This is a genomic window from Microbulbifer mixtoriginis (SeqCode), assembly GCF_052467235.1.
Map to the genome: position 1 here is coordinate 4,584,169 of NZ_CP174305.1, position 19,529 is coordinate 4,603,697.

The 19,529-nt window shown below is 46.5% G+C and carries 20 protein-coding genes; 13 read left to right on the forward strand and 7 right to left on the reverse strand.

The window, feature by feature from the left end; genetic code table 11:
• Genes ACJJIO_RS20040 through ACJJIO_RS20055 form a run of 4 tightly spaced genes read right to left on the reverse strand, consistent with a single transcriptional unit; the run spans position 1 to position 3,231 of the window.
• Positions 1–825, reverse strand: a complete 825-nt coding sequence (locus ACJJIO_RS20040) for an NADH-quinone oxidoreductase subunit B family protein (RefSeq protein ID WP_444904755.1) — start codon at positions 823–825, stop codon at positions 1–3.
• Positions 801–1,619, reverse strand: a complete 819-nt coding sequence (locus ACJJIO_RS20045; RefSeq protein WP_444909601.1) for an FAD/NAD(P)-binding protein — start codon at positions 1,617–1,619, stop codon at positions 801–803. Before ACJJIO_RS20045 ends, ACJJIO_RS20040 begins: the two co-directional genes overlap by 25 nt.
• Positions 1,616–2,092 carry a cyclic nucleotide-binding domain-containing protein gene (locus ACJJIO_RS20050; protein ID WP_444884910.1) on the reverse strand — a complete coding sequence of 159 codons (477 nt, stop codon included), beginning with the start codon at positions 2,090–2,092 and terminating at the stop codon, positions 1,616–1,618. The genes ACJJIO_RS20045 and ACJJIO_RS20050 overlap by 4 nt, the downstream gene beginning before the upstream one ends.
• Positions 2,089–3,231 (reverse strand): 4Fe-4S dicluster domain-containing protein, encoded by a 1,143-nt coding sequence (locus ACJJIO_RS20055; protein WP_444890310.1) that lies wholly within the window; start codon positions 3,229–3,231, stop codon positions 2,089–2,091. Before ACJJIO_RS20055 ends, ACJJIO_RS20050 begins: the two co-directional genes overlap by 4 nt.
• 431 nt (positions 3,232–3,662) lie before the next feature.
• Here ACJJIO_RS20055 and ACJJIO_RS20060 point away from each other — a divergent pair, with 431 nt between their 5' ends.
• The 12 genes from ACJJIO_RS20060 (at position 3,663) to ACJJIO_RS20115 (ending at position 15,061) form a co-directional block, all read left to right on the forward strand.
• Positions 3,663–4,079 (forward strand): YbaN family protein, encoded by a 417-nt coding sequence (locus tag ACJJIO_RS20060; RefSeq protein ID WP_444886180.1) that lies wholly within the window; start codon positions 3,663–3,665, stop codon positions 4,077–4,079.
• 408 nt (positions 4,080–4,487) lie between these two features.
• A complete protein-coding gene (locus tag ACJJIO_RS20065) occupies positions 4,488–4,919 on the forward strand; it encodes a hypothetical protein (RefSeq protein WP_444884913.1) in 432 nt (143 codons plus the stop codon).
• Positions 4,920–5,353: 434 nt separating this feature from the next.
• Entirely contained in the window at positions 5,354–5,806 is a 453-nt protein-coding gene (locus tag ACJJIO_RS20070; protein ID WP_252085917.1) for a hypothetical protein, read from the forward strand.
• A 383-nt stretch (positions 5,807–6,189) separates the two neighbouring features.
• Positions 6,190–7,851, forward strand: coding sequence for a VRR-NUC domain-containing protein (locus ACJJIO_RS20075; RefSeq protein ID WP_444909602.1), 1,662 nt, complete (start codon positions 6,190–6,192; stop codon positions 7,849–7,851).
• Positions 7,836–10,370, forward strand: coding sequence for an ATP-dependent DNA helicase (locus tag ACJJIO_RS20080; protein ID WP_444909603.1), 2,535 nt, complete (start codon positions 7,836–7,838; stop codon positions 10,368–10,370). Before ACJJIO_RS20075 ends, ACJJIO_RS20080 begins: the two co-directional genes overlap by 16 nt.
• 532 nt (positions 10,371–10,902) lie before the next feature.
• Entirely contained in the window at positions 10,903–11,376 is a 474-nt protein-coding gene (locus ACJJIO_RS20085) for a DUF3592 domain-containing protein (RefSeq protein ID WP_444909604.1), read from the forward strand.
• A 37-nt stretch (positions 11,377–11,413) separates the two neighbouring features.
• Positions 11,414–11,611 carry a hypothetical protein gene (locus tag ACJJIO_RS20090; RefSeq protein ID WP_444909605.1) on the forward strand — a complete coding sequence of 66 codons (198 nt, stop codon included), beginning with the start codon at positions 11,414–11,416 and terminating at the stop codon, positions 11,609–11,611.
• A gap of 80 nt (positions 11,612–11,691) precedes the next feature.
• Positions 11,692–12,177: a DUF2846 domain-containing protein gene (locus ACJJIO_RS20095; RefSeq protein WP_444909606.1), complete on the forward strand. Its 486-nt coding sequence runs from the start codon at positions 11,692–11,694 to the stop codon at positions 12,175–12,177.
• 83 nt (positions 12,178–12,260) lie between these two features.
• Positions 12,261–12,713 carry a hypothetical protein gene (locus tag ACJJIO_RS20100; protein WP_444909607.1) on the forward strand — a complete coding sequence of 151 codons (453 nt, stop codon included), beginning with the start codon at positions 12,261–12,263 and terminating at the stop codon, positions 12,711–12,713.
• 499 nt (positions 12,714–13,212) lie between these two features.
• Positions 13,213–13,737, forward strand: coding sequence for a hypothetical protein (locus tag ACJJIO_RS20105; protein ID WP_444904748.1), 525 nt, complete (start codon positions 13,213–13,215; stop codon positions 13,735–13,737).
• A 38-nt stretch (positions 13,738–13,775) separates the two neighbouring features.
• On the forward strand, positions 13,776–14,348 hold the full coding sequence (locus ACJJIO_RS20110) for a hypothetical protein (protein WP_444909608.1): 573 nt from the start codon (positions 13,776–13,778) through the stop codon (positions 14,346–14,348).
• Between the two features lie 191 nt (positions 14,349–14,539).
• Entirely contained in the window at positions 14,540–15,061 is a 522-nt protein-coding gene (locus ACJJIO_RS20115; protein ID WP_444909609.1) for a GNAT family N-acetyltransferase, read from the forward strand.
• A gap of 96 nt (positions 15,062–15,157) precedes the next feature.
• Here the strand turns inward: ACJJIO_RS20115 and ACJJIO_RS20120 are convergent, their stop codons facing one another.
• Entirely contained in the window at positions 15,158–16,531 is a 1,374-nt protein-coding gene (locus ACJJIO_RS20120; RefSeq protein WP_444909610.1) for an NAD-dependent succinate-semialdehyde dehydrogenase, read from the reverse strand.
• Positions 16,532–16,813: 282 nt separating this feature from the next.
• On the opposite strand from ACJJIO_RS20120, the gene ACJJIO_RS20125 reads away from it, so the two are divergent.
• Positions 16,814–17,602, forward strand: coding sequence for a CLCA_X family protein (locus ACJJIO_RS20125; RefSeq protein ID WP_444909611.1), 789 nt, complete (start codon positions 16,814–16,816; stop codon positions 17,600–17,602).
• Between the two features lie 38 nt (positions 17,603–17,640).
• Here ACJJIO_RS20125 and ACJJIO_RS20130 read toward each other — a convergent pair whose 3' ends face one another.
• Positions 17,641–18,285, reverse strand: a complete 645-nt coding sequence (locus ACJJIO_RS20130) for a CatA-like O-acetyltransferase (RefSeq protein ID WP_444909612.1) — start codon at positions 18,283–18,285, stop codon at positions 17,641–17,643.
• Positions 18,286–18,410: 125 nt separating this feature from the next.
• Positions 18,411–19,475 carry an FAD-dependent oxidoreductase gene (locus ACJJIO_RS20135; RefSeq protein ID WP_444909613.1) on the reverse strand — a complete coding sequence of 355 codons (1,065 nt, stop codon included), beginning with the start codon at positions 19,473–19,475 and terminating at the stop codon, positions 18,411–18,413.
• Positions 19,476–19,529: the final 54 nt, after the last annotated feature.

Here is a 19,529-nt window from a genome sequence, read left to right on the forward strand (position 1 = left end):
TTAGGATTTTCCCTTTTGGCGATGCTCTCTATCTTGACTAATTTCTTTAAAATGAGGTGATAAGCTATTGAAATTACGTAGATTTTCAATGACGGTAGATCTGTCTGTTCCTAAATTTTGTTCCCACCAGTGACACAGGGATTCACCATTAGGGTTCTCCTTCGGGCCATAGCAGGCATAGCAACCGCGGTTGTAACTGGGGCAAAGCGCGCCACAACCAGCATGGGTTACCGGCCCCATGCAGGGGGTGCCATGGGCTACCCATACACAGACATTGTTCTTAAGTTTGCATTCGATACACACTGAATGACTGGAAACCTGAGGTGCACGAGAATTCAGAAAAGCACTGATGACCTCTAACAGTTGCAGTTTGTTGATCGGGCAGCCCTGCAACTCGAAGTCCACTGGCACATGGGCGGCAATGGGGGTGGACTCTTTTAGGGTGTGAATGTAAGAGGGCTCGGCGTAAACCACAGAAGTAAACTCGACGACATCGGCAAAATTGCGTAGTGCCTGGATACCGCCGGCAGTGGCACAGGCGCCAATACTTACCAGGAACTTTGACTGACGCCGCACCTCCTGAATTCTCAACAGGTCGGCGGGTGTCGTAATGGAGCCCTCCACCAGGGAGATATCGTAAGGCCCCTCTTCTACCTTGCTGGAGGCCTCCATAAAATAGGCGATCTCCACTTCCTGCCCCAACAGCAACAGCTCATCCTCACAGTCCAACAAGCTGAGTTGGCAGCCATCACAGGAGGTGAATTTCCAGACCGCCAGTTTGGGTTTGTAGGGCTGTCGGCTTATAAGCTGCGAATCTGCAGCCATGGGCGAATATCCTCATAGCAAAAAACAGGGCCATCCTTACAAATAAAGTTTGGACCCCACTGGCAGTGTCCGCAGAGACCGATGGCGCATTTCATATTGCGCTCCATGGATAGATAGATAGAGGACGCTGGCACACCTTTGCGCACCAAAACCTGGATACAAAAGCGCATCATAATTTCAGGGCCGCACAGAAACGCCACCGAGTTGGCGCCATCTATTTGTGCGGCCTGTAAAGGATCGGTAATCACACCAATATGCCCAGGCCAGGAGCCATCACCGTGATCTACCGAAGTCTCAAGCTCGAGCTGGGTGCTCCACTGAGCGAGCTCCTCTCTATACAGCAATTCACTTGGGCGCCTGGCACCATAAAAGAGACGCACCTCGCGTGCGGTAAGTCGCTCCCGCTGCGCCGCATAGATTACTGGGCGCAACGGCGCCAGTCCGAGACCGCCGGCAATAATCAAAAGATCTTTGCCAGCGGCAGTATCTAGAGGCCAACCGATGCCGAAAGGCCCCCTTACACCTAAAGTGTCTCCCTCCTGTAGGCGCTCTAGGGCCCGGGTGACATTCCCCTGGGCGCGAATGGTATGGATGAGCTTGCCGTCCTCGCTCCCCAGTCCACTAAAGGAAATGGCGGATTCTCCGGTACCAAAGGCGTACAACATATTGAACTGACCGGGAGCAAAATTCATCGGTGGCTTATGCCGCCTACCGTTCTTAGCTTCCAGCTGCAATGTGAAAGTCCCCGGATATTCCACGCGCCGCTGGCACACCCGGTAAACGGAGGGGATCATGTTGGGTGGCCCTGGTGATCTGGGCCGTAAATATCCAGCAATTGAATACGTGCGGACTGCAGCCGTTCAGTAGCAATTCGCGCAAAGCGCTTCATCAGCTCAAAACCCAGTTTAGGTTCCTGTTCGCATTTATTGCGCAAGCATTCCCCGCCCAGGCGCAGGCTGCGAACATCTTCCATGGCGCGGGCATCAAAAGCAGAGATATAGGGAGGAAACAGCCAGGACCACCCGAAAATATCACCGCCATGGAGTGTGAGCAGGCACAGGGGGCCGCGATTGGGAACAAAAGTCTCTACTGCTACCCGGCCACTGCGAATTAGGAAAAAGTGGTTTGCCTGACTATTTTCCCGCGCCAGGTAGTCGCCCTTGTGATAAATACAGTTCTCACCGCAGGAAGCCAGAAACTGCAGATCACTCTCTGCCAAACCTTGAAAGAAAGGATGCTCGTGAAGAAGATCGGCAATGGTCTTCATGGTGACTCCTGGCTGGGCGTCTGTTTTTGATCCAGGGCTCGGATATTTCGGACCTCTTCGGTGAGGTCGATACCCACAGGGCACCAAGTGATGCAGCGACCACAGCCCACGCAACCAGAGCTGTCAAATTGGTCGTGCCAGCTGGCCAGTTTGTGAGTCATCCATTGCCGGTAGCGTGACCGGGTATCGGCGCGTACGGAGCCGCCGGTAATATGACTGAGATCTGCTGTAAAGCAGGAATCCCAACGCTCCCAGCGCTCAGCATGTTCGCCACTGAGATCGGTGGTGTCCTCAACGGTGGAGCAAAAACAGGTTGGACAGGCCATGGTGCAGTTGGCACAAGATAGACAGCGATCAGCGACCTTATCCCAGTTCGGGCTATCGAGGTTTCTATAGAGTAGCTCTTTCAAATCTGAGCTATCGAACTGGCGTGGTCCACGCCGCATTTCCTCCTCAAGGCGCTTCACCTTACATTTAGCCAGTTTACTTTCCCCCTCACTTGCTGGAAGCAAGGGGAGTTGCTCAATAATTTCCTTACCGGCATCCGAGCCACTGCTGATCAGAAAAAAGTGCTCCCCGGCTTCAATCACCTCTGTCAAGGTGAGATCGCTGGGCAAAGTGACCTCTGGACCGGTATTCATCGAAGTACAAAAGCAGGTATCTGCTGCCGAGGTGCAATTCACCGCAACGGTAAACAACTGTTTCCGCCTTTGGTGGTAACTCTCACTGGGATATTCCCCCTGGCACAGGATACGATCCTGGATAGCAATGGCGTGCAGCTCACAGCTTCGAACTCCCAGGAATGCCTGCTTTGGGGCTGAATCCTGAATCTCAACGATTTCTATGGTTTGATGTTGCTTGGAGACCTTCCATATGGGCCGGCGGGGTAATTGCAGGTATTTCTTCCAGGAGTGAGGCCCTACGGCATAGCCAAAGTAAGCTTCATCTTCCCGGCGCTTAACTCGGTACTGCCCAGCCTGCTGCTCATCGGTCCAGCCTTGAGGCAGATTTGAGAGTGAGTGAACTTCGCCGTATGTGATGGCTCCATCGGTCAATCTGGGCCCGTACAGCAGGTATCCTCTATCACGGATTGCTTGTATAAGGCACTCCAGATCGGGCGCTTGTAGCCGATAATCCATAGTGCTTAATGCTCAATAATAAAACATGCAGCTTGGTAGCCGATAGCGGCTTTGTTAATCAGTGTAGTGTTAAAGCAGAAGTGTTTTTCAACACTGGGTTACAGGCATAAGGGAAGAAAGTCGTATTGTTATTTTCTTCTGTTTAAGAGCATTGATGACGACAGTTTTTAGGCAGTCCTTTTTATCATGCTAGACATTACAGATTATTAATAAAAGTATGAAGACGCGCCCCTGTAGCACATTAGAAAACAACAATGGTTGCCTTTGTAACAATCTTGCCGGTCCCACAACTGTATATTGAGAGCCAAGCTCCGCAGTAAGAATGCAAGTTGCAGGTGTCACTCATTAGTGCCTCTTTGATATAGTGAGCAGATAGCTGCTAATAGCCATTGTTTTATCTGTTTAACGGATTTTAAAACTGGAGATTCAGGTTGAGTCAACATAATGAAGAAGTGCCTGACATGGAAACCCCTCCGTTAGCCAAAGGGTGGATGCGTTGGCTATGGGGGGCCGTGGCTTGTTTCTTTATGCTTGTCGGAATTATTGGTGCCATCCTGCCTGGGTTACCCTCTGCCGTATTTATTGTTGTTGGTGCCTGGGCGGCCTCTAAAAGCTCTGAACGGCTGCATCAATGGATTGAGGAACATCACTTATTTGGTCACCTATTAAGAACCTGGCGTAGTGGTTACATCAGTAGGAGAACCAAACTACTGGCTACGCTGACCATGGCACTTTCTATGGCTCTTGCCGTTCATCACATTTCCAATCTGTATTTACTTTTTTTCGCTGTTGGCGGCATCGGTTGTGGGCTAATCTGGATTTGGAGTCGGCCTGAGCCAACGGGGTGATGGTCAAGGTGGCCTTTAGTATTTAATAAACGGGCGAAAAAAAAGAATGATTCCGTGAAGTGGAAATGCATTAAACCTGTAACTTATGTCACCAAAGGTTAAAACCTGACTTTGCGTTTATCGTCACAGAAATTTACCACCTAATAGGTATTGCCCCGATTTTTCCTCGGTTTTTCTGTATTCAAACAGTATGAATTTGACTAAAAACAAGAGTTTTCAGGTTGATTTCGCATTGTTATGAAAATGGGGATTGAATTAGTTGACTTTGCCTGGGATCAGAATATCCTCTGCGCCCTCTCGTTGATTGAGGCGCCCACTAATAGGCTCCTTCTTCGGGAAGCTTCAAGGATCTTGTGTTAGTAACATAAGCTTTATTGAACTGCAAAGTAATAACAATAGGGATGTTTCATGCAGGAACTCTACCGGGCCCCAGAGAGTGCTCTTGGTAATGAATCTTTAATCTACAAGCCAAGTGTACTCTGGAAGGTATTGTTTTTTCTTCTGGTTCCGATAGAAGTGATCTCTCAGTATGAAGCCTTTGCTTACAATGAATACAATCAGTCGATCTGGTGGTTGATAGCAAGCCTGATCATCTATACCACTTATTTTGTGGGTTTCTTTGGGTTGGCTTTTGCCAAAAAAATTGGCAGCGCGAGATTTTGGGCGTTTTTCCTTCCTGTGATCATTGCCACCGATATCTATGAATTGGGGACTGTGATCATCACAATGAATATGGCGGTATTAAAAAACCAAATGGCTGTATTAATGATTACACCATTAGCCCTATTTCTTTGGTTTATTATTTTTAGGTACCGTAAAGTTTTTCGGTATATTAAATAAGAGTTAGACGATTTTTTCTATTTGCGTGCCTGCAAAATCATAGCCCTGGATGCCTTGGTGGAATTTACTTTAGTTTTGCAGCCTTTAAGACGGTCAATTGTTGCCGGCGCAATGCCAGGCTGCTGATCAAAGACTGCTTTATATGGCATGCATACTCCACCCAGTAAAAATTTTGGCGTTGTTATTCTCGCAACTATTGCCCATCTAATATTTAAGGGTTGATCTCAACTTTTATGGCCCCAATACTCCGCTTGTGCACCAAGAGGTGCACAGTGAGCAGGGATCTTAGGGTAAAGCCCAGAACATATATCTCGTGTTTTTTGATTTGCTATTGTTTTGCTTCCCCTCTTCTCATGCTTTCGTTTTTAAAAATAGGCGGTACCCACTTGCAGTCATTAATTTTTTAATGATATTTCTGAAGAAAAGGATTAATCATGTCAAATATTGGTCATGTTGAAGGTTGGGATACAGATAAGCCATTTATTTCTGATAGTCTTGAGGCCACCAGTTTTCACTGGGCTGCATGGACTGGTATCGAGGACTCTACAGAAGGAAGTTATATTCAGGGGCTTATAGAACTCAAAAATACTGGAAAATTTCCTATCCTCGACGCCAAAGTATTCTTAGATCTCGATGACAATGGTATGACCTGGGATGCATACCTGTGTAATTCAGTAGGTACTCCCATAGAAGATGGTTTTGTAAGCTACGGTCACCCCATCGCCCCAGGCGAAACCGTTAAAATAAAATACTGGTGGGGCCTGAAGCATGTTGCTGGTCCTACTAAGTGTGATTTTACTGTTACCGTAAATATGTTCCCAGAATATAGAGTACAGGTTCCCAGATCGAGTGCGCATCAAAGTAAAACCTCAATTCAAGCTTCTTGAGTTTTACATAGCTTTTTAGCTGAATAGGAGGGGCAATTTTCCCCTCCTATTAAAAAACATATTTACAAGGCTATTTCCATACCCATGGGTAAATCGTTGAGTGTCTCAACTCACCTATTTAAGTTTATTCCTTATTGGCTCTCACTCCTTCTCAAAAACACTCCTTCTGTTATAGCTTGATCGATAGTCTCTTGAAGTATTGATACTTTAACCAACGAGGAAGCTACTCAGAATCATTCAAAGCTTACTGCTGCTGTGTTTCTTATATGTCCGTAAAGTCAGCCTATGGTTTTGTTTCCAGAAATGATATGCTGTATAACCATACAGCTCTTATATCAATATTACCCACCACGATTTATTGTTGACACATTATTGCCCGTATCATGGCCGCCACTATCGAGCTAGCACCTGACTACTATTTGACCAACTTCCGGGCCTTGGTTGATTTTGTAGTGTCCCGCTACAAGCAGCTACTTTCCCCTGCTGAGATTAACTTTTATCGTGAGTTCTACGAGCTCGATGCTGACAGTCAGCGTCTTTATGTTCGGCTGCTATCCCGTAAGGGTATTCCATCATCTTTGGGAGCACTGTTCAGAGAGGGAAAACTGTCTTACAGAGAAATTGACGATCTTGGTGAGGCCATTGACTCTCTTTGCTCTGCTGGTTTTTTGAAAAGGAGTCCACCCCTGGCAGACCGCGAACTTATAGCGCTGTTTACCAAGGCGGAATTGTTCTCAGCGGGGCCTGCTGGCCTACGCAAGTCCCTAAAACGGGGAGAGTTAGAGGAAGCTTTATTGGCGGCCTCCTTTGAATGGCGAGAACGGTTAATAGCCGATGAGGCATTGCTTGCAGTTCAAAGGGCCGAGTGCTTTCAAACCTTTCAGCTTTGTTTTTTTGGCAATCTGAACCAGAGCCTTACGGAATACGTATTGAAGGACCTGGGGTTATACCAATATGAGCCCTACCCATTAGATAGTCACCAGCTGCCCTTCCAGAGTCGAGAGCAGATTGAGCAGTACTTACTCTATTACAGCTGCCTTGAACAAGCTGAGGGGGTACTCTCTAGTGATACCGGTGGAATCCATAAACTGACTGGTCAATTACCCGCTGGCATTCCTGGAGATTTGACTCTGGCCAGGCGAGTGGATCGTCTACGCTTGAAGCTGGCGCGACAACTGGAAAGACTGGATCAGTTGGAAGCTGCAGAGAGACTCTATCAGGATTGTGCGCAGCCGCCTGCCCGTGAACGCCGGACGAGAATTGCCGCAAAGCGTGGTAATTTCGATCAGGCGCTCTCCCTATGCCGTGAAATTCTCGAATCTCCCCTCAATGAAGCCGAACGATGTTTTGCTGAGAGTTTTGGGTATCGCACGGCCAAGCGCATGGGCTGTGCTCAAGCCTGGAAGAATCCCCAGCCTTATCAGCCACCGCAAGAAATGTTTACCCTACCCCAGGCCCCAGAAAGAGTAGAAATTCTGGCAGCTGCGGAAGTGGCAAGGCAGGAAGAAGGTGTTTGCCACTATGTAGAGAACAGTCTATTCAATGGGGTACTGGGCCTCTATATCTGGGACATTCTCTTTGCTTCAGTGCCAGGTGCCTTTTATAACCCTTTCCAAATAGCCCCCAGTGATTTCCGTAGCCCAAATTTTTACTCATCACGCCAGAGCTTACTTGAATCGCGACTGTCAGAGCTTTGTCAAAGCTCGCTAAAGCTGCGGGTTATGCAAACCTACCGTGGAAAACAGGGTATTGCCAATCCACTAGTAGCCTGGGAAGCACTACCCCAGGAACTGCTGGAGCTGGCCCTGGATCGTATTCCTGCTGAACATTGGCACGCACTGTTTCAACGTTTACTCGGTGATATCAATCATCACCGCAATGGCCTGCCAGATCTGATTCTTTTTCCCAAAAAAGGAAGTTATGAGTTGTTGGAAGTCAAGGGCCCCGGTGATCGTCTCCAGCAAAACCAGCAGCGCTGGCTGACGTTCTTTGCCGCTCACAATATTCCCCACCGGGTGATACATGTGGAATGGTTACAGCCTTGAGGGGTAAGCCTACAGTTGCAGGGCTACTGGCGGTGCCTACTGAGGAGCATGATATCTCCGCAAGCGCCTCTTCCCTAAAGTTATCTGTGGGTGAATTAGTGGCTTTCTCTTGCCGCAGAGGGGATTTGATCCATACCGGCGGGCCAGGCCCAACCGCCCAGGAGGGCATTCGCGCTCACCAAAAGCTGCAAAAACATCGCCCCAAAGGCGCAGAAGCGGAATACCGTTTACAGGTTCAGCTGGAGTGCGCAGGCCAGGATATCCTCTTGGAGGGACGGGTCGATATCCTTCATCCGCAAGCTGACTTGCGCCAGCCGGCACAACTGGATGAAATCAAAACCACCTATTGCCATCCAGATAAGCTTCCCGAGACCACCCGCCTATACCATTGGGCTCAGCTTAAAATTTACGGTTTCTGCTATTTGCTACAGCAGCGCCAAAAAGGGAGTTCGGTTGAAGAGGTCTCACTGCAGATGGTCTGGTACAACCTCAAAGAGAAAAAGTCCTACCCGGAGCAAAGCCTGTTCAACTGGGAGGCTTTGGAAAGTTTTGCTGGCGATGCCCTCAGTCTGTATATCCATTGGCATAGGTCCTGGCAAGCGCATCGGCAACAAGTGATTCAAACAGCAAAAAGCCTCTCATTCCCCTTCCCTGATTACAGACCCGGTCAGCGCCAGCTGGCGGTATCCGCTTATCGCTGCCTTAGGGATGCAGGACAACTGGTTGTGGAGGCGCCCACTGGTATTGGCAAAACCATTAGTACACTGTTCCCCGCTATCAAAGCCCTTGGTGAGGAAAAGCTGGACCAGCTGCTATACCTCACGGCGAAAAACTCTGGCAGGCAGGTGGTGCGAGAGACTATCGCTAAGCTACATGGAGTTGGGCTAAAGCTTTCACTATTGGAGCTGCGTGCGCGTGATAAGACCTGCGCTTGCAAACTGGGATTGTGTAGCCGCGATGATGAAGGCACCTGTCCTCGCACACAGGGCTTTTACGACCGCCTGCCGCAAGCGCGCAAACAACTGCTGGGGCAACCTTGGATCACACCGGAAGCGCTCGCGAAGGTTGCAGATCAGTGGCATCTCTGCCCTTTTGAGTTGTCCTTGCAAATGCTGCCCTGGGCGGATTTGGTGGTCTGTGACTTTAATTACGTCTTTGATCCTTTGGTGCGTATTTCCACACTACAAGATCCGCGTTACAGGCGCGCACTATTGGTAGATGAAGCGCACAATTTAAGCGAGCGCGCACGGGAAATGTACAGCGCTAGTTTGAGCCGCAGGGATAGTCGCCGCGCGGACCTGGCCTGTAAAAGCAACCACCCACAGTTGTACCGGCGTATCCAATCCCTGGTACGCGCACTTGCTCAATGGAGCAAACGGTTTCAAGAGCAAAACCTCTATAAGGAAATACGCTCAAGCCAAAATGTACAAGCCTGGTGTAGCCCGCTGGATTCCGAAGAGGATCGCCCTGCAACTGTATCTCGCGCTATCCAGAAGGTGCTAGATACACTGGGTGAATTATCTGAACAGGGAAAATTCCCCCCTGAAGAGATCGGGGAATGGTTGAAAAGTCTTTATCGATACGCCTGCATAGAACAAATTCTTTCTGGTCAACACCAGGCCCTGACCCGTGTAATCGATCAGGACGCCCCCTGGCAGGAACACCAACTAAAGCTGATGTGTATGAATGCCGCGGGTTTCCTACAGGAATCTTGCGCCCAGTTTCATGGAGCTATTTTCTTCTCAGCCACCCTACGCCCCACACAGTTTGTCACTGAACAGCTTGGGATTGAGCCAGAAACGCCTTACTTGATGCTGCCATCACCTTTTGAGCCTTCCCACCAGGGGGTTTTTCTTTGTCCTTTTGTGGATACCCGCTATCAGGCTCGGAAAAGTGCACTCCCAGCACTAGTGGACTTGATTGCCCGAGTTTACTTCAGCCGTCCTGGCAATTACCTGGTGTTTTTCCCCTCTTACCGCTTTCTGCAAATGGTCGTAGAGCATTTCCAGAAGGATTATCCGGAAATACAGCCGCTACAACAGACGCCAGGCGCCAGTGATCGCGAAAGAGAAGCCTTCCTGGCCTCGTTTAGTGAGGGTGCACAGAGCCTGGGTTTTGCCGTTATGGGCGGCGTTTTTGCTGAGGGCGTTGATTTTGTCGGGGAGAAATTGATTGGCACAATTATCGTAGGTACCGGTCTTCCCCAAGTAAATGAAGAGCAAGAGCTGTTACGACAGTCGGCGGAGCACCCACAGCCCCCCTCAGCGGTCAATGGGTTTGATATTGCCTACCGCTATCCCGGCATGACTCGGGTATTGCAGACAGCGGGAAGAGTGATTCGCACTGAGTCAGATCGGGGCGTGATTATTTTAGCTGACTACCGTTTTGCGGATATGTTTTATCAAAACCTTTATCCCAAACATTGGCAAATCCAAACAAGTAAGAGTGGTGAACAACTTTCACAGCAATTAAGCTGTTTTTGGAAGCAGCAACGCTTGAGCGTGTGTATCGTAGAATAAATATATCGTTTGAATTTAAAAGTTGGGTGGTTATATCTAATTGATGCCACCAACAAAATAAGCCGCTGCCTGCTTTCCTATATTGCAAATGAACAGCACCAAAGTATTGAACCAATAGTCTCTCAAATCCCCCTCTAGTCCACATAATTACTTGCTTTCAGGGGGGATGCCTAACATAATGGCGCGCTTTCTTTTTTTGAGGTCTGCATAAATCCATGGGTTAGCGCGAACCCTGGAAATATTCTCTTGCACAATGTAACGCCGCCGAAAGACAACAAAAGATGATCTGAGCCTGTTTCATTTTTGACAAAAAAGTCCAGCATCTTTCGGAAAAGTGTTTGATTTGTCCTGAGAAACTCATAGAGTTAAGGATAAATCCCTAATAACCATTAACTTATTAGATTGGTTAGCAGTAGATATTGGGCATAACGACCATTTTTCCATTTTTCGCCATAGCAGTAGCCTATTTAAAAGTAGGAAACAGTTGTCATGGTGGCCACTATATAAATGTTGCGTTTCTTAGAGTGAAAAAATGATGTTTGGGGTTATTAAGTACGTAGGATTGATAGTAATCGTAGGCCTCGGATTTTGCCAAACCTTTGTCTATCTAAGGGTAAAGAAAAAGTGGGCTTCTTTGCCCTTAATTGACGCAACAGTTACTAAATCTAAATTGAAAAATTTTGCGAACACGGAAGGTCAAAGAATCTACGAAGCACAAATTGAGTTTGAATATGAATACAAGGAAGAAAAATTCTACTCTGACACGCCATTACTTCGTTCCCCTCAATTGTTTAAAGACAACAATATAGAGCATGATCTTTTGAATAGGTATAAGGAAGGCGATAGTGTTAAAGTACGCCTACTACCACATTCACCTAAAAATGCATACATTGAAGTTGAGCGCTTTAGTACTTTATCTGCTATTGCAATCCCGATTTTGTTGATTCTCTATGGCGCCGCGGTATTTGGCTATGGGTGGCTAGTATCTGCCGCAGTGGCACGCTAACTCCAGCTGCAGGCAACCCGAAAGTGGAAGCTATATTTTGGATAAGACTGGAAAAGAAGTATCAGTGTATATTACACAGCTTCGCAAAAGAGCCGAAAGCCCAGAAATGATTGGTTATTTGGTCAAGGAAAGCTCATATAGCATGGCTGTTTTCATCGATTATTTTTGTCCTGCCGAAAGGATTTATGAGAGCAAAAGGTACACAATCACCTCCATTGAAGCATGGCATTCATAACATCACAGGCAGTGTGCACCGGTCTACGTTAAACTCCTGCCGCCCCTATTGCGGGCGTTAGAAATCATCAAGGTCTTAATATGACACTGAGAATTGGAATATTATCAATACTACTTTTATTGGCAGTTGGCTGTGCCGGGCCTATAGCAAAAGGCCCTAAATATACCCCGCATAAGACTCTGTCAAAATCAGAGGCAATAATTTACGTTTATCGGCCAGAGGCCAATGATGGAACAACGGTTTGCCTAAAATTGTTGATTCATGATCAGGAGGAAGGTTGCCTAAACAACCTTGGTTTCCTCAAGGTCAGATTGAATCCTGGCACCTATACAATAACTCTTCAAGCAAATGCTTTCATGGAGCCAAAGATATTAGAGTTCACTGAAGCATTTGAAGGGGGTAAAGCCTACTATTTTGAATACTATTTTTCTAATCAAGGTGGCAGGCCGCCGACTGAAGCGGTGGCTACGAAATACATACCAATACTCTCTGGCTATCATATCCTATTGCCAAAATCTGAGAATGCTGCGCAAAGTGATCTTTCCATTTTATCGGAGTCAATCTAGTAGTAGACTCCTAACGAAGAAAGGTAGACGTCATATAACTTATAAATGAGCGACTCATTTGAACATTGATAGCGAAGATAAATATGAAGAACTTAATCTGGATAATGATACTTACATCGCCATTTGTAAAAGCAGAAACTGACAAGATATCAGTGTATTTAAAGTTTGAAGAGGTTTACATGAGCAATGATGTTTCATTATTATCTCCCTGGCTCAGTAAAAATTACAAAATCAGCCAAACTTTACATATTCCTGGAGTGGGTGCTGATACAAGGCATATAACAAAAAAGCATCTCTTAGCGAGCATGAGGCAAATTGGTAAGCCAAGTTCTATGCCGCGTTCAAAAGCAAGTGTTACGAAAATTGAGACAAACAATGAGAATTCTTTTTGTGCTACCTCGAGTACGGTGAATCAAAGAGTCGTTGGCGAAAGAAAATATGAAGAAAAAGAGGTTCGCAAGGTATGCTTCGATAGACAAGGTGAGACTTACAAAGCAACAACGCATAACATAAGTGTCCACTACCGTGCGATCTAAACACTTTACAGATCAAAGGTGCATCTACCCAGAAAAGTGGGCAGTGCGGCTTCAAACCTCTGGGGATTATTAAGTATTAATGATAGGGATAGTGTTAGTAATCATCTGGGTGGGCATATGCGCTTACTGGGCATATCTACACCTTCTCTTTTATCGAGAGTTTAAAAGCAGAGAACCAGCAAATTTCAAAGCAAACTCAGGTTGGTCACCGCTAAAATATACTACCGGCTTTGCTTGTTTCGACTTTGTATTATCTGGCGGTCACAAAAGCTGTAAACATGAATCAGTTGTTGCTGCTGGTAATAAGTTGGTTAAAGCTTACGAGTCAAAGTTTAAATATGTGGGTTTCGGGTTACTGTTGTCATGTATTTGGTGGGCACTGTCAGTATTCATTTGGGGATATAGTGCAATTACCTAACAAGTTGCTCAATTCCCCTCCGGACCTCCATTGCGTTTCAGTTGTCCCTTAATAAGGAGAATAGTTCTCTAAGGAGTATCGATGAGATTTATTACCCTAGTTATTATGGCCGTGCTTTCGATTGCCTCATACGCAGAACCAGCTGGAGATTGCAAAGGGACGCCAAAATCTGCCGTAACCTCTTTGCCAGATCCAATCAATAAGTGGGGGCAAATAGTATGTACCCCTTACGGCCACATTATCACAAATAAAGAAGGTTGGGCTTGGTCAAAGCCCGGCAGTTATAGTCCTGTAATGATTCCATCGCAAATGGTTCAAAGTAATCCAGTGCGGCTAGCTAATGAATCGTATTTTACAAGAATAAACATGAGTGAGCTCTCTAACAATGAGGCGGAAGCTTCAGTAAAGCAGTTTGAGGAAGGCTTTGATGTATCAGAGGCAAAGCCCACGGTATATAAGCTTAATGTAGAGTCTGTTTCCGGCAAGTCCCTGAGTTTCCACTTCTTTGATTATGGTAATTCTCAATGGGGCATGTGGTGTAATAAAGAATGCAATCCAAATTCAAAATTCATGATTTTAAATATGACCAAATGGCCTGACAAGTAATTGCGCAGAACATAGCAATTCCCCCTGGAGAAGTAAGTTTGGTTCTACGCGTATTTTTAGTGTTATTTTTAATCAGTTTTATTTCCAGTTGTGCAGGAAGAGATGTAGTGGGATATTTAGATGATCACCCAGAGTTCTCCCCCCTGGTTTCAAGAGCTGGAAAAACCGAGTACCAGATTATTTGGTCAAGATCTTGGAAACCGATTATCTATTTGAAAGCTCATCTAGTACAGAATGCTTTTGGAGAATACTCAAAAGCTTTTGTCTCGTATGCCATATCTGAAGGCTCAGTATCTTCACTTAAACAGATTGAGATTTCTATGGAAGAATGGGCTTTTATTGAGGCAACAGTAGAGAACTCCCCTATTTGGAATTATGACAGCAAGTGTGACCAACTTTCATACAGTGAGAGGGCGACTTATTTACCTGAAGGTGATGGTTGTACCGAAATTGTAATGACTGATGGAGCAATAATCACTATTTCAATTTCAGAGCCTGGCAGGCAAATTGGCCTGAGTACCATTTGCCATGATTTAGGGCCTTGTAAGCCGTTTGAAGATATTCCCGCTGCTATTTTGAAGACTATCGGTAAAGCAGATTTGGCAAATTAAATATAGTTAGTATCAACAAAGCAGCTATGAAACGGTTATCAATTCCTGCGGCAAGTGTTAAAAGGCAAAGTGAATTCAATCATAGCAATGGATAAATTACGCCCCGATCCTTCGAGCAATCCGATGGATAGGCTATGATATGCACTGTCTACTAGTTATTTGAATATTAGCGCGAAAGGGATAATAGTGCAGTGCGAGAAAGTTTGTTTACCACTAATCGTTTAACATTTAGGAAATGGAGAGATTCAGATCTCTCTATGATTCAAAAGGTATATGGCGATAGTGAGGCAATGCAATGGGTTGGGGATGGAAATACATTAAGTTATGAGGAATCCAAGGCATGGCTGAAAGTCACCCATAATAACTATATGAGTCGTGGCTATGGTATGTTCGCTGTAGAATTAAGAAATACTTTAGAGGTTATTGGTTTCTGCGGAATTGTCCACCCTAATGACCAAGTTGATCCCGAAATTAAATATGCATTTTCCCGGGATTACTGGGGGCAAGGCATGGCGACCGAAGCAGTGGTTGGGCTGATTGACTACGCTACAATAGCTTTTGGCATTGGCAAATTCATTGCGACTATTGCGCCTGAAAATATTGCTTCAGAACGTGTTTTACTAAAAGCAGGAATGCTGCCAAGGGGTATATGTAATGACGATGAGGGTATTCCGGCAAAGTGTTTTTATTTAAATACTCAGCCCTCTGTGTAAAAAGGCTTACCAAGTGAGTAATATCTATAAAGTTGTCACTGAAAACCCGTTTAAAACCCCTGTGATTTCACAGGGGCAATAGGAGTGGCTAACTGCTCAGTTAAAATGTCGTATCAACTTCTGGTTCACAAACTCTTTGATGCCCAGCTCACCCAGTTCACGGCCGTAACCGGATTTTTTTACACCACCCATTGGCATACTCGCATAGCTTGAGGCCACATGATTGACGAAGGCAGTTCCACATTCGAGTTTTTCAGCCACTCGCTGCCCCCTCTCGTGATCCTTGGTATAAACCGATCCTCCCAGGCCAAAGCGGCTATCGTTGGCCATCTCAATAGCTGCCTTCTCATCTTTTACCACCCAGACGCAAGCGATGGGTCCAAAGAGTTCCTCCTCGGCCGCAGGTGAGCCTGCCGGTATATCGGTTAGAATGCCTGGCTCAACAAACGCTCCGTTGCGCTTCCCGCCTACCAGCAAGTGAGCCCCGGCTTTAACTGACTCACTGACCTGCTCTTCCAGTTGCTCCGCGGCTTTTTCGGTGCACAAGGGCCCGTAATCTGTGGTGTCCTCAAGGGGGTCACCCGGTTTCAATTGTTCAAACAGTTTGGTGACTCGCCCAAGGAATTCATCGGCAATAGGTTCCGTCAGGATGATTCTCTTTGCCGCTAAGCAGATTTGGCCGCAATTTCCAAGCTTACCTTCCACAAATCGCTCAACGGTCAAATCCATATCTGCATCTTCGAGTACGATAAATGGGTCCACACCACCGAGTTCCATCACGGTTTTCTTCACATTGCGCCCTGCCTGCTCAGCAACCTTCGCGCCCGCTGCATTGCTGCCTGTAAAAGATATCCCTTTTACCCGATCATCATCGATAATTGGTGCGGCACCTGCGGAAGTAATTGGCAAGTTGGTGTAGACCCCCTTGGGCACACCGGCATCGAATAACAGTTGCTCAAATGCCTCAGCACACTGGGGAACATTTGAGGCGTGTTTCGTTAGAACTACATTGCCGGCGATTAAGTTGGCTGCGGTAAAGCGGGAAGGCTGGTAGAAAGGAAAGTTCCACGGTTGGATACCATAGACAACACCGAGGGGTTGAAATACCAGCGTGCCCTCCCCCTCCCGGGTAGAAAGGTGTTGCGGAGCCAAAATCTTCTCACCTTCCTCGGCATAATAAGCAAAAATCTCTGCGCAGAGCGCTAATTCGCCAAGCCCATCGTTAACCTTTTTGCCCATCTCCTGTGCCATTAATTTGGCTAGCTCATCGGCGCGCTCCTCGAATAGCTGTCCAGCGCGCTTGAGTATTGTTGCTCGCTCACTAAAGCTTCGTTTACTCCACTCCACGAAAGCGTTATCAGCTCGGCCAATAGCTTTATCGAGCTCATCTGGAGTCATCTCATGAAAAGTCTTTAAGGTTTCACCGTTTAATGGATTGATAGAGATCAGAGGGCGCTTGGACTTGACCATAGTTAGACTCCCGGTGAATTACCGATTTTGACAGGCAAGATAAAACTGCTACAGGCAGAAGTAGGTGTAAAAGCTCTAAGGGCTCTTGACTCGATTTTCCACAATAAGCAACTTCAGGGCATTTAGAGTCACCAAAGGCTTAGCAAAAGGAGCTTTTAGGTGCCTGGCCAAAGTGTAGCCGTTTATTCGGGGGTCCGATCAGGTAACCCTCTTGTGGAGCAGGTCGAGCTTGTAATAGTATCCCGGGAAAATTCCACTCATCCGTTCTCACCTAAGTTAGCTATGGTAGCAACCCGAAAATTTTATCGCCGTGGACCGGATATGCGCGGTAGTGAGCAGGTATCCTTTGTCGATGTTCGCAGGCGTTTTGGCTTTAGATCCATAGCCATTGGTCGCTGGGTGACTGAGGAGGAGCGCGATCGCGCAGCAGGGTTGTTTTATGATGCGCTTTCCGACTTAATGGTCATACTGCAGGGGCCCGAAACATTGATTTCCCTGCGCGGGAACCTCTCTTTTCAATACGGTATTGGTGGCCGCCCTGGAGTCTCCGCATTTTATGACCCTTCAGCCAAGTCGTTTTCCCTGGCCAAAAATGCCGGTCCAGGAGCTATTGCCCATGAGTGGTTTCATGCACTGGATCACTATCTTGCGCAAAAAGCATTTAGCGACACTTCGAGTAGCATGTATGCCTCTGAGGCCTGGCTACGCGATGCAACCCCGGTACCCCACCCTCTGAATGACCTGCTTTTTGCATGCTTTAAAACGGTGATGCTGGATGAAGGTGGCAATAACCCAAGTGAACTGGTGAAAGCTTCTGTTAACGCCGATAAAGTAAATGGCTCTATTTATTACAGCCAGCCAGTAGAACTTTGTGCCAGGGCTTTTGAGGCCTTTATTCAGGATTCCAGTATCAATAATAATTTTTTGGTTGCAGGCTCTAAAGCCAGCCAGGAGGCAAAACTAGGCTTATATCCGCAAGATCAGCAGCGTCTAAGAATCAATCAGGCTTTTACGGCTTATTTTTCCTGCTTGGGAAATAGCCTTTGGTCATTAATGCGAGCCAATCAGTAATATTGACTTGCTTTTATTAACTAGAAGATTCGTCGTCCTTACTTTAAGAGTTTAATTTTATCTTCCAGTTGCGTTTTGAATTGATACAGATGAATGGCGTCAAGAAAGCAATGATTTACCTCAGTATGTAATGAGGTCATAAGTCGGTTGGCTTGCTGTTGGTACTTACCCCAGGCAATAAAAGGTATCCCTGGATCACAGTTTTCTTGTTGGACCGGTTTCACTTGCATGCTTGAAAAGTCACCCCAGGGGTAGCAGGTGATATTCAAAATATCGTAGCGATCCATAAATGTATTTACCGGGAGGTATTCTGATTGATCTTTTGAGAGTTGCTTTGCTTTTTTGACGAAGTCAATGAGGTGTGTTTCCATTTCAGCCATAACAAGCTTAAAGAGATCATCATTTTTATTCAAATCGGTGAACAGCGGATGCAATATATCGAACTCGAAGGGTTGACCATCAACTACCCTATGCCTAAATCCGGCTATCTCATTTGCGGTTTGAGTAACAAGAAAAATAAGGCTGTAATAAAAAGATATTGTATTTTTCTTACAAAAAAAGGCTAACTCCGTAACATCTAGAGGCTGGGTTAAACTTAAACGGGTCGACCCAGCACTACTCATAAAGAATTTAAAGTGGTCCCCTCTATTCCAGCTTTCAATATCTATAGGTGTGGCGGGCATCTTCATTCCTGGTAATCATTGTGTCCCAATATTCAAGAGAATGTTAATAATCTATCTTGACTTCTCATTCGCTCAAGGGGAGTAAAATCAGCGATAGGTTGTTCACAATTAGAGTTCGCGATTGATTAAATCGCAGTCCATTGCTTCATAAAGGCCCGATGGACGGCAGGGATTGAGGAGATTGCTTTAAACGATAACCATAAAAGGGATTTTGCCATGGGATTTGCGGAAGAAATTAAATGCCTTGCCAACTCAGTTTTCTTCACCACAGCTTTACCTGCTGCATGACGTAACCGTGAGTATTCATCAACGCTCCCGTTAGTGATTGCCGTTGCTGCAGCAATCGCATCCGCCATACCAAGATTCATACCCTTCCCACCAACAGGAGAATGACAATGTGCAGCATCCCCTGCCAGTAAAATCCGGCCGTTACGGTAAGATTCGGCCTGCCGTATTGAGATTTTGAAGGCTGCTGTTCGTCGAACGTTGGTGATATCCAAGGGCAGTTTTATTGCTGACAGAGCATCTTCTGTCGAGGATGCGATGCGTGCGCGGTGCTTCTCGATTGGCAATATCAGGGAAAACTGGTTATCAGGCCCATAGAGATCCAAAGTGATCTCTTCTGGATCGAAGTCACCCGCCAAATCCACATCTGCTATGGACCATTTGCTGGGTAAGTCTATTCCCGGATAGGGGATTTTCAACTGTTCGCGGGTTGCTGATTGGATGCCATCGGCAGCTATCACCCAGTCGAATGAGTCGCTGGTATTATTTGAAAAACTAACCAATGCGCTGTCTTGCGTGGTGCTTATGCCGGTAACTGAGAGCCCATACTCAACCTCAACACCTTTGCCGGATAGCACATCACGCAGGATTCCCTCGGTGCGGTTTTGCGGCAAACCGAGCGGCACCCTCTTCCTGAATTCATTGCCACTGTTATCCAGATAAACGAGGGTCCTCTCATCGCGTAAAATATGCATTTTCTTGAGGGGCATGGCCTCAGCAAGGAGTGGATCTGCAGCACCCAGCTCGCCCAAAGCATCTATAGTCGCAGGCATAATGCCAACCGCTCGGGAGAGTTCCGAGGGCGCATTTTTACGCTCAACAATACGACAATTCACCCCCTTGTAGGCTAAAGCGTTTGCAGCAGTTAACCCGGTGGGGCCAGCACCAATAACCAGAATGTCCATATTCACCACTTACAATCTATGAAGAGGTGCTCGAGGCAGCAGTACATGCAAGTG

Coding starts and splice junctions, on each gene's coding strand:
- ACJJIO_RS20135 (WP_444909613.1), bottom strand. CDS start 19,475: ATGGACATTCTGGTTATTGGTGCTGGCCCCACCGGGTTAACTGCTGCA.
- ACJJIO_RS20075 (WP_444909602.1), top strand. CDS start 6,190: ATGGCCGCCACTATCGAGCTAGCACCTGACTACTATTTGACCAACTTC.
- ACJJIO_RS20100 (WP_444909607.1), top strand. CDS start 12,261: ATGAAGAACTTAATCTGGATAATGATACTTACATCGCCATTTGTAAAA.
- ACJJIO_RS20050 (WP_444884910.1), bottom strand. CDS start 2,092: ATGAAGACCATTGCCGATCTTCTTCACGAGCATCCTTTCTTTCAAGGT.
- ACJJIO_RS20040 (WP_444904755.1), bottom strand. CDS start 825: ATGGCTGCAGATTCGCAGCTTATAAGCCGACAGCCCTACAAACCCAAA.
- ACJJIO_RS20105 (WP_444904748.1), top strand. CDS start 13,213: ATGAGATTTATTACCCTAGTTATTATGGCCGTGCTTTCGATTGCCTCA.
- ACJJIO_RS20095 (WP_444909606.1), top strand. CDS start 11,692: ATGACACTGAGAATTGGAATATTATCAATACTACTTTTATTGGCAGTT.
- ACJJIO_RS20070 (WP_252085917.1), top strand. CDS start 5,354: ATGTCAAATATTGGTCATGTTGAAGGTTGGGATACAGATAAGCCATTT.
- ACJJIO_RS20085 (WP_444909604.1), top strand. CDS start 10,903: ATGATGTTTGGGGTTATTAAGTACGTAGGATTGATAGTAATCGTAGGC.
- ACJJIO_RS20120 (WP_444909610.1), bottom strand. CDS start 16,531: ATGGTCAAGTCCAAGCGCCCTCTGATCTCTATCAATCCATTAAACGGT.
- ACJJIO_RS20125 (WP_444909611.1), top strand. CDS start 16,814: ATGGTAGCAACCCGAAAATTTTATCGCCGTGGACCGGATATGCGCGGT.
- ACJJIO_RS20130 (WP_444909612.1), bottom strand. CDS start 18,285: ATGCCCGCCACACCTATAGATATTGAAAGCTGGAATAGAGGGGACCAC.
- ACJJIO_RS20045 (WP_444909601.1), bottom strand. CDS start 1,619: ATGATCCCCTCCGTTTACCGGGTGTGCCAGCGGCGCGTGGAATATCCG.
- ACJJIO_RS20055 (WP_444890310.1), bottom strand. CDS start 3,231: ATGGATTATCGGCTACAAGCGCCCGATCTGGAGTGCCTTATACAAGCA.
- ACJJIO_RS20065 (WP_444884913.1), top strand. CDS start 4,488: ATGCAGGAACTCTACCGGGCCCCAGAGAGTGCTCTTGGTAATGAATCT.
- ACJJIO_RS20080 (WP_444909603.1), top strand. CDS start 7,836: ATGGTTACAGCCTTGAGGGGTAAGCCTACAGTTGCAGGGCTACTGGCG.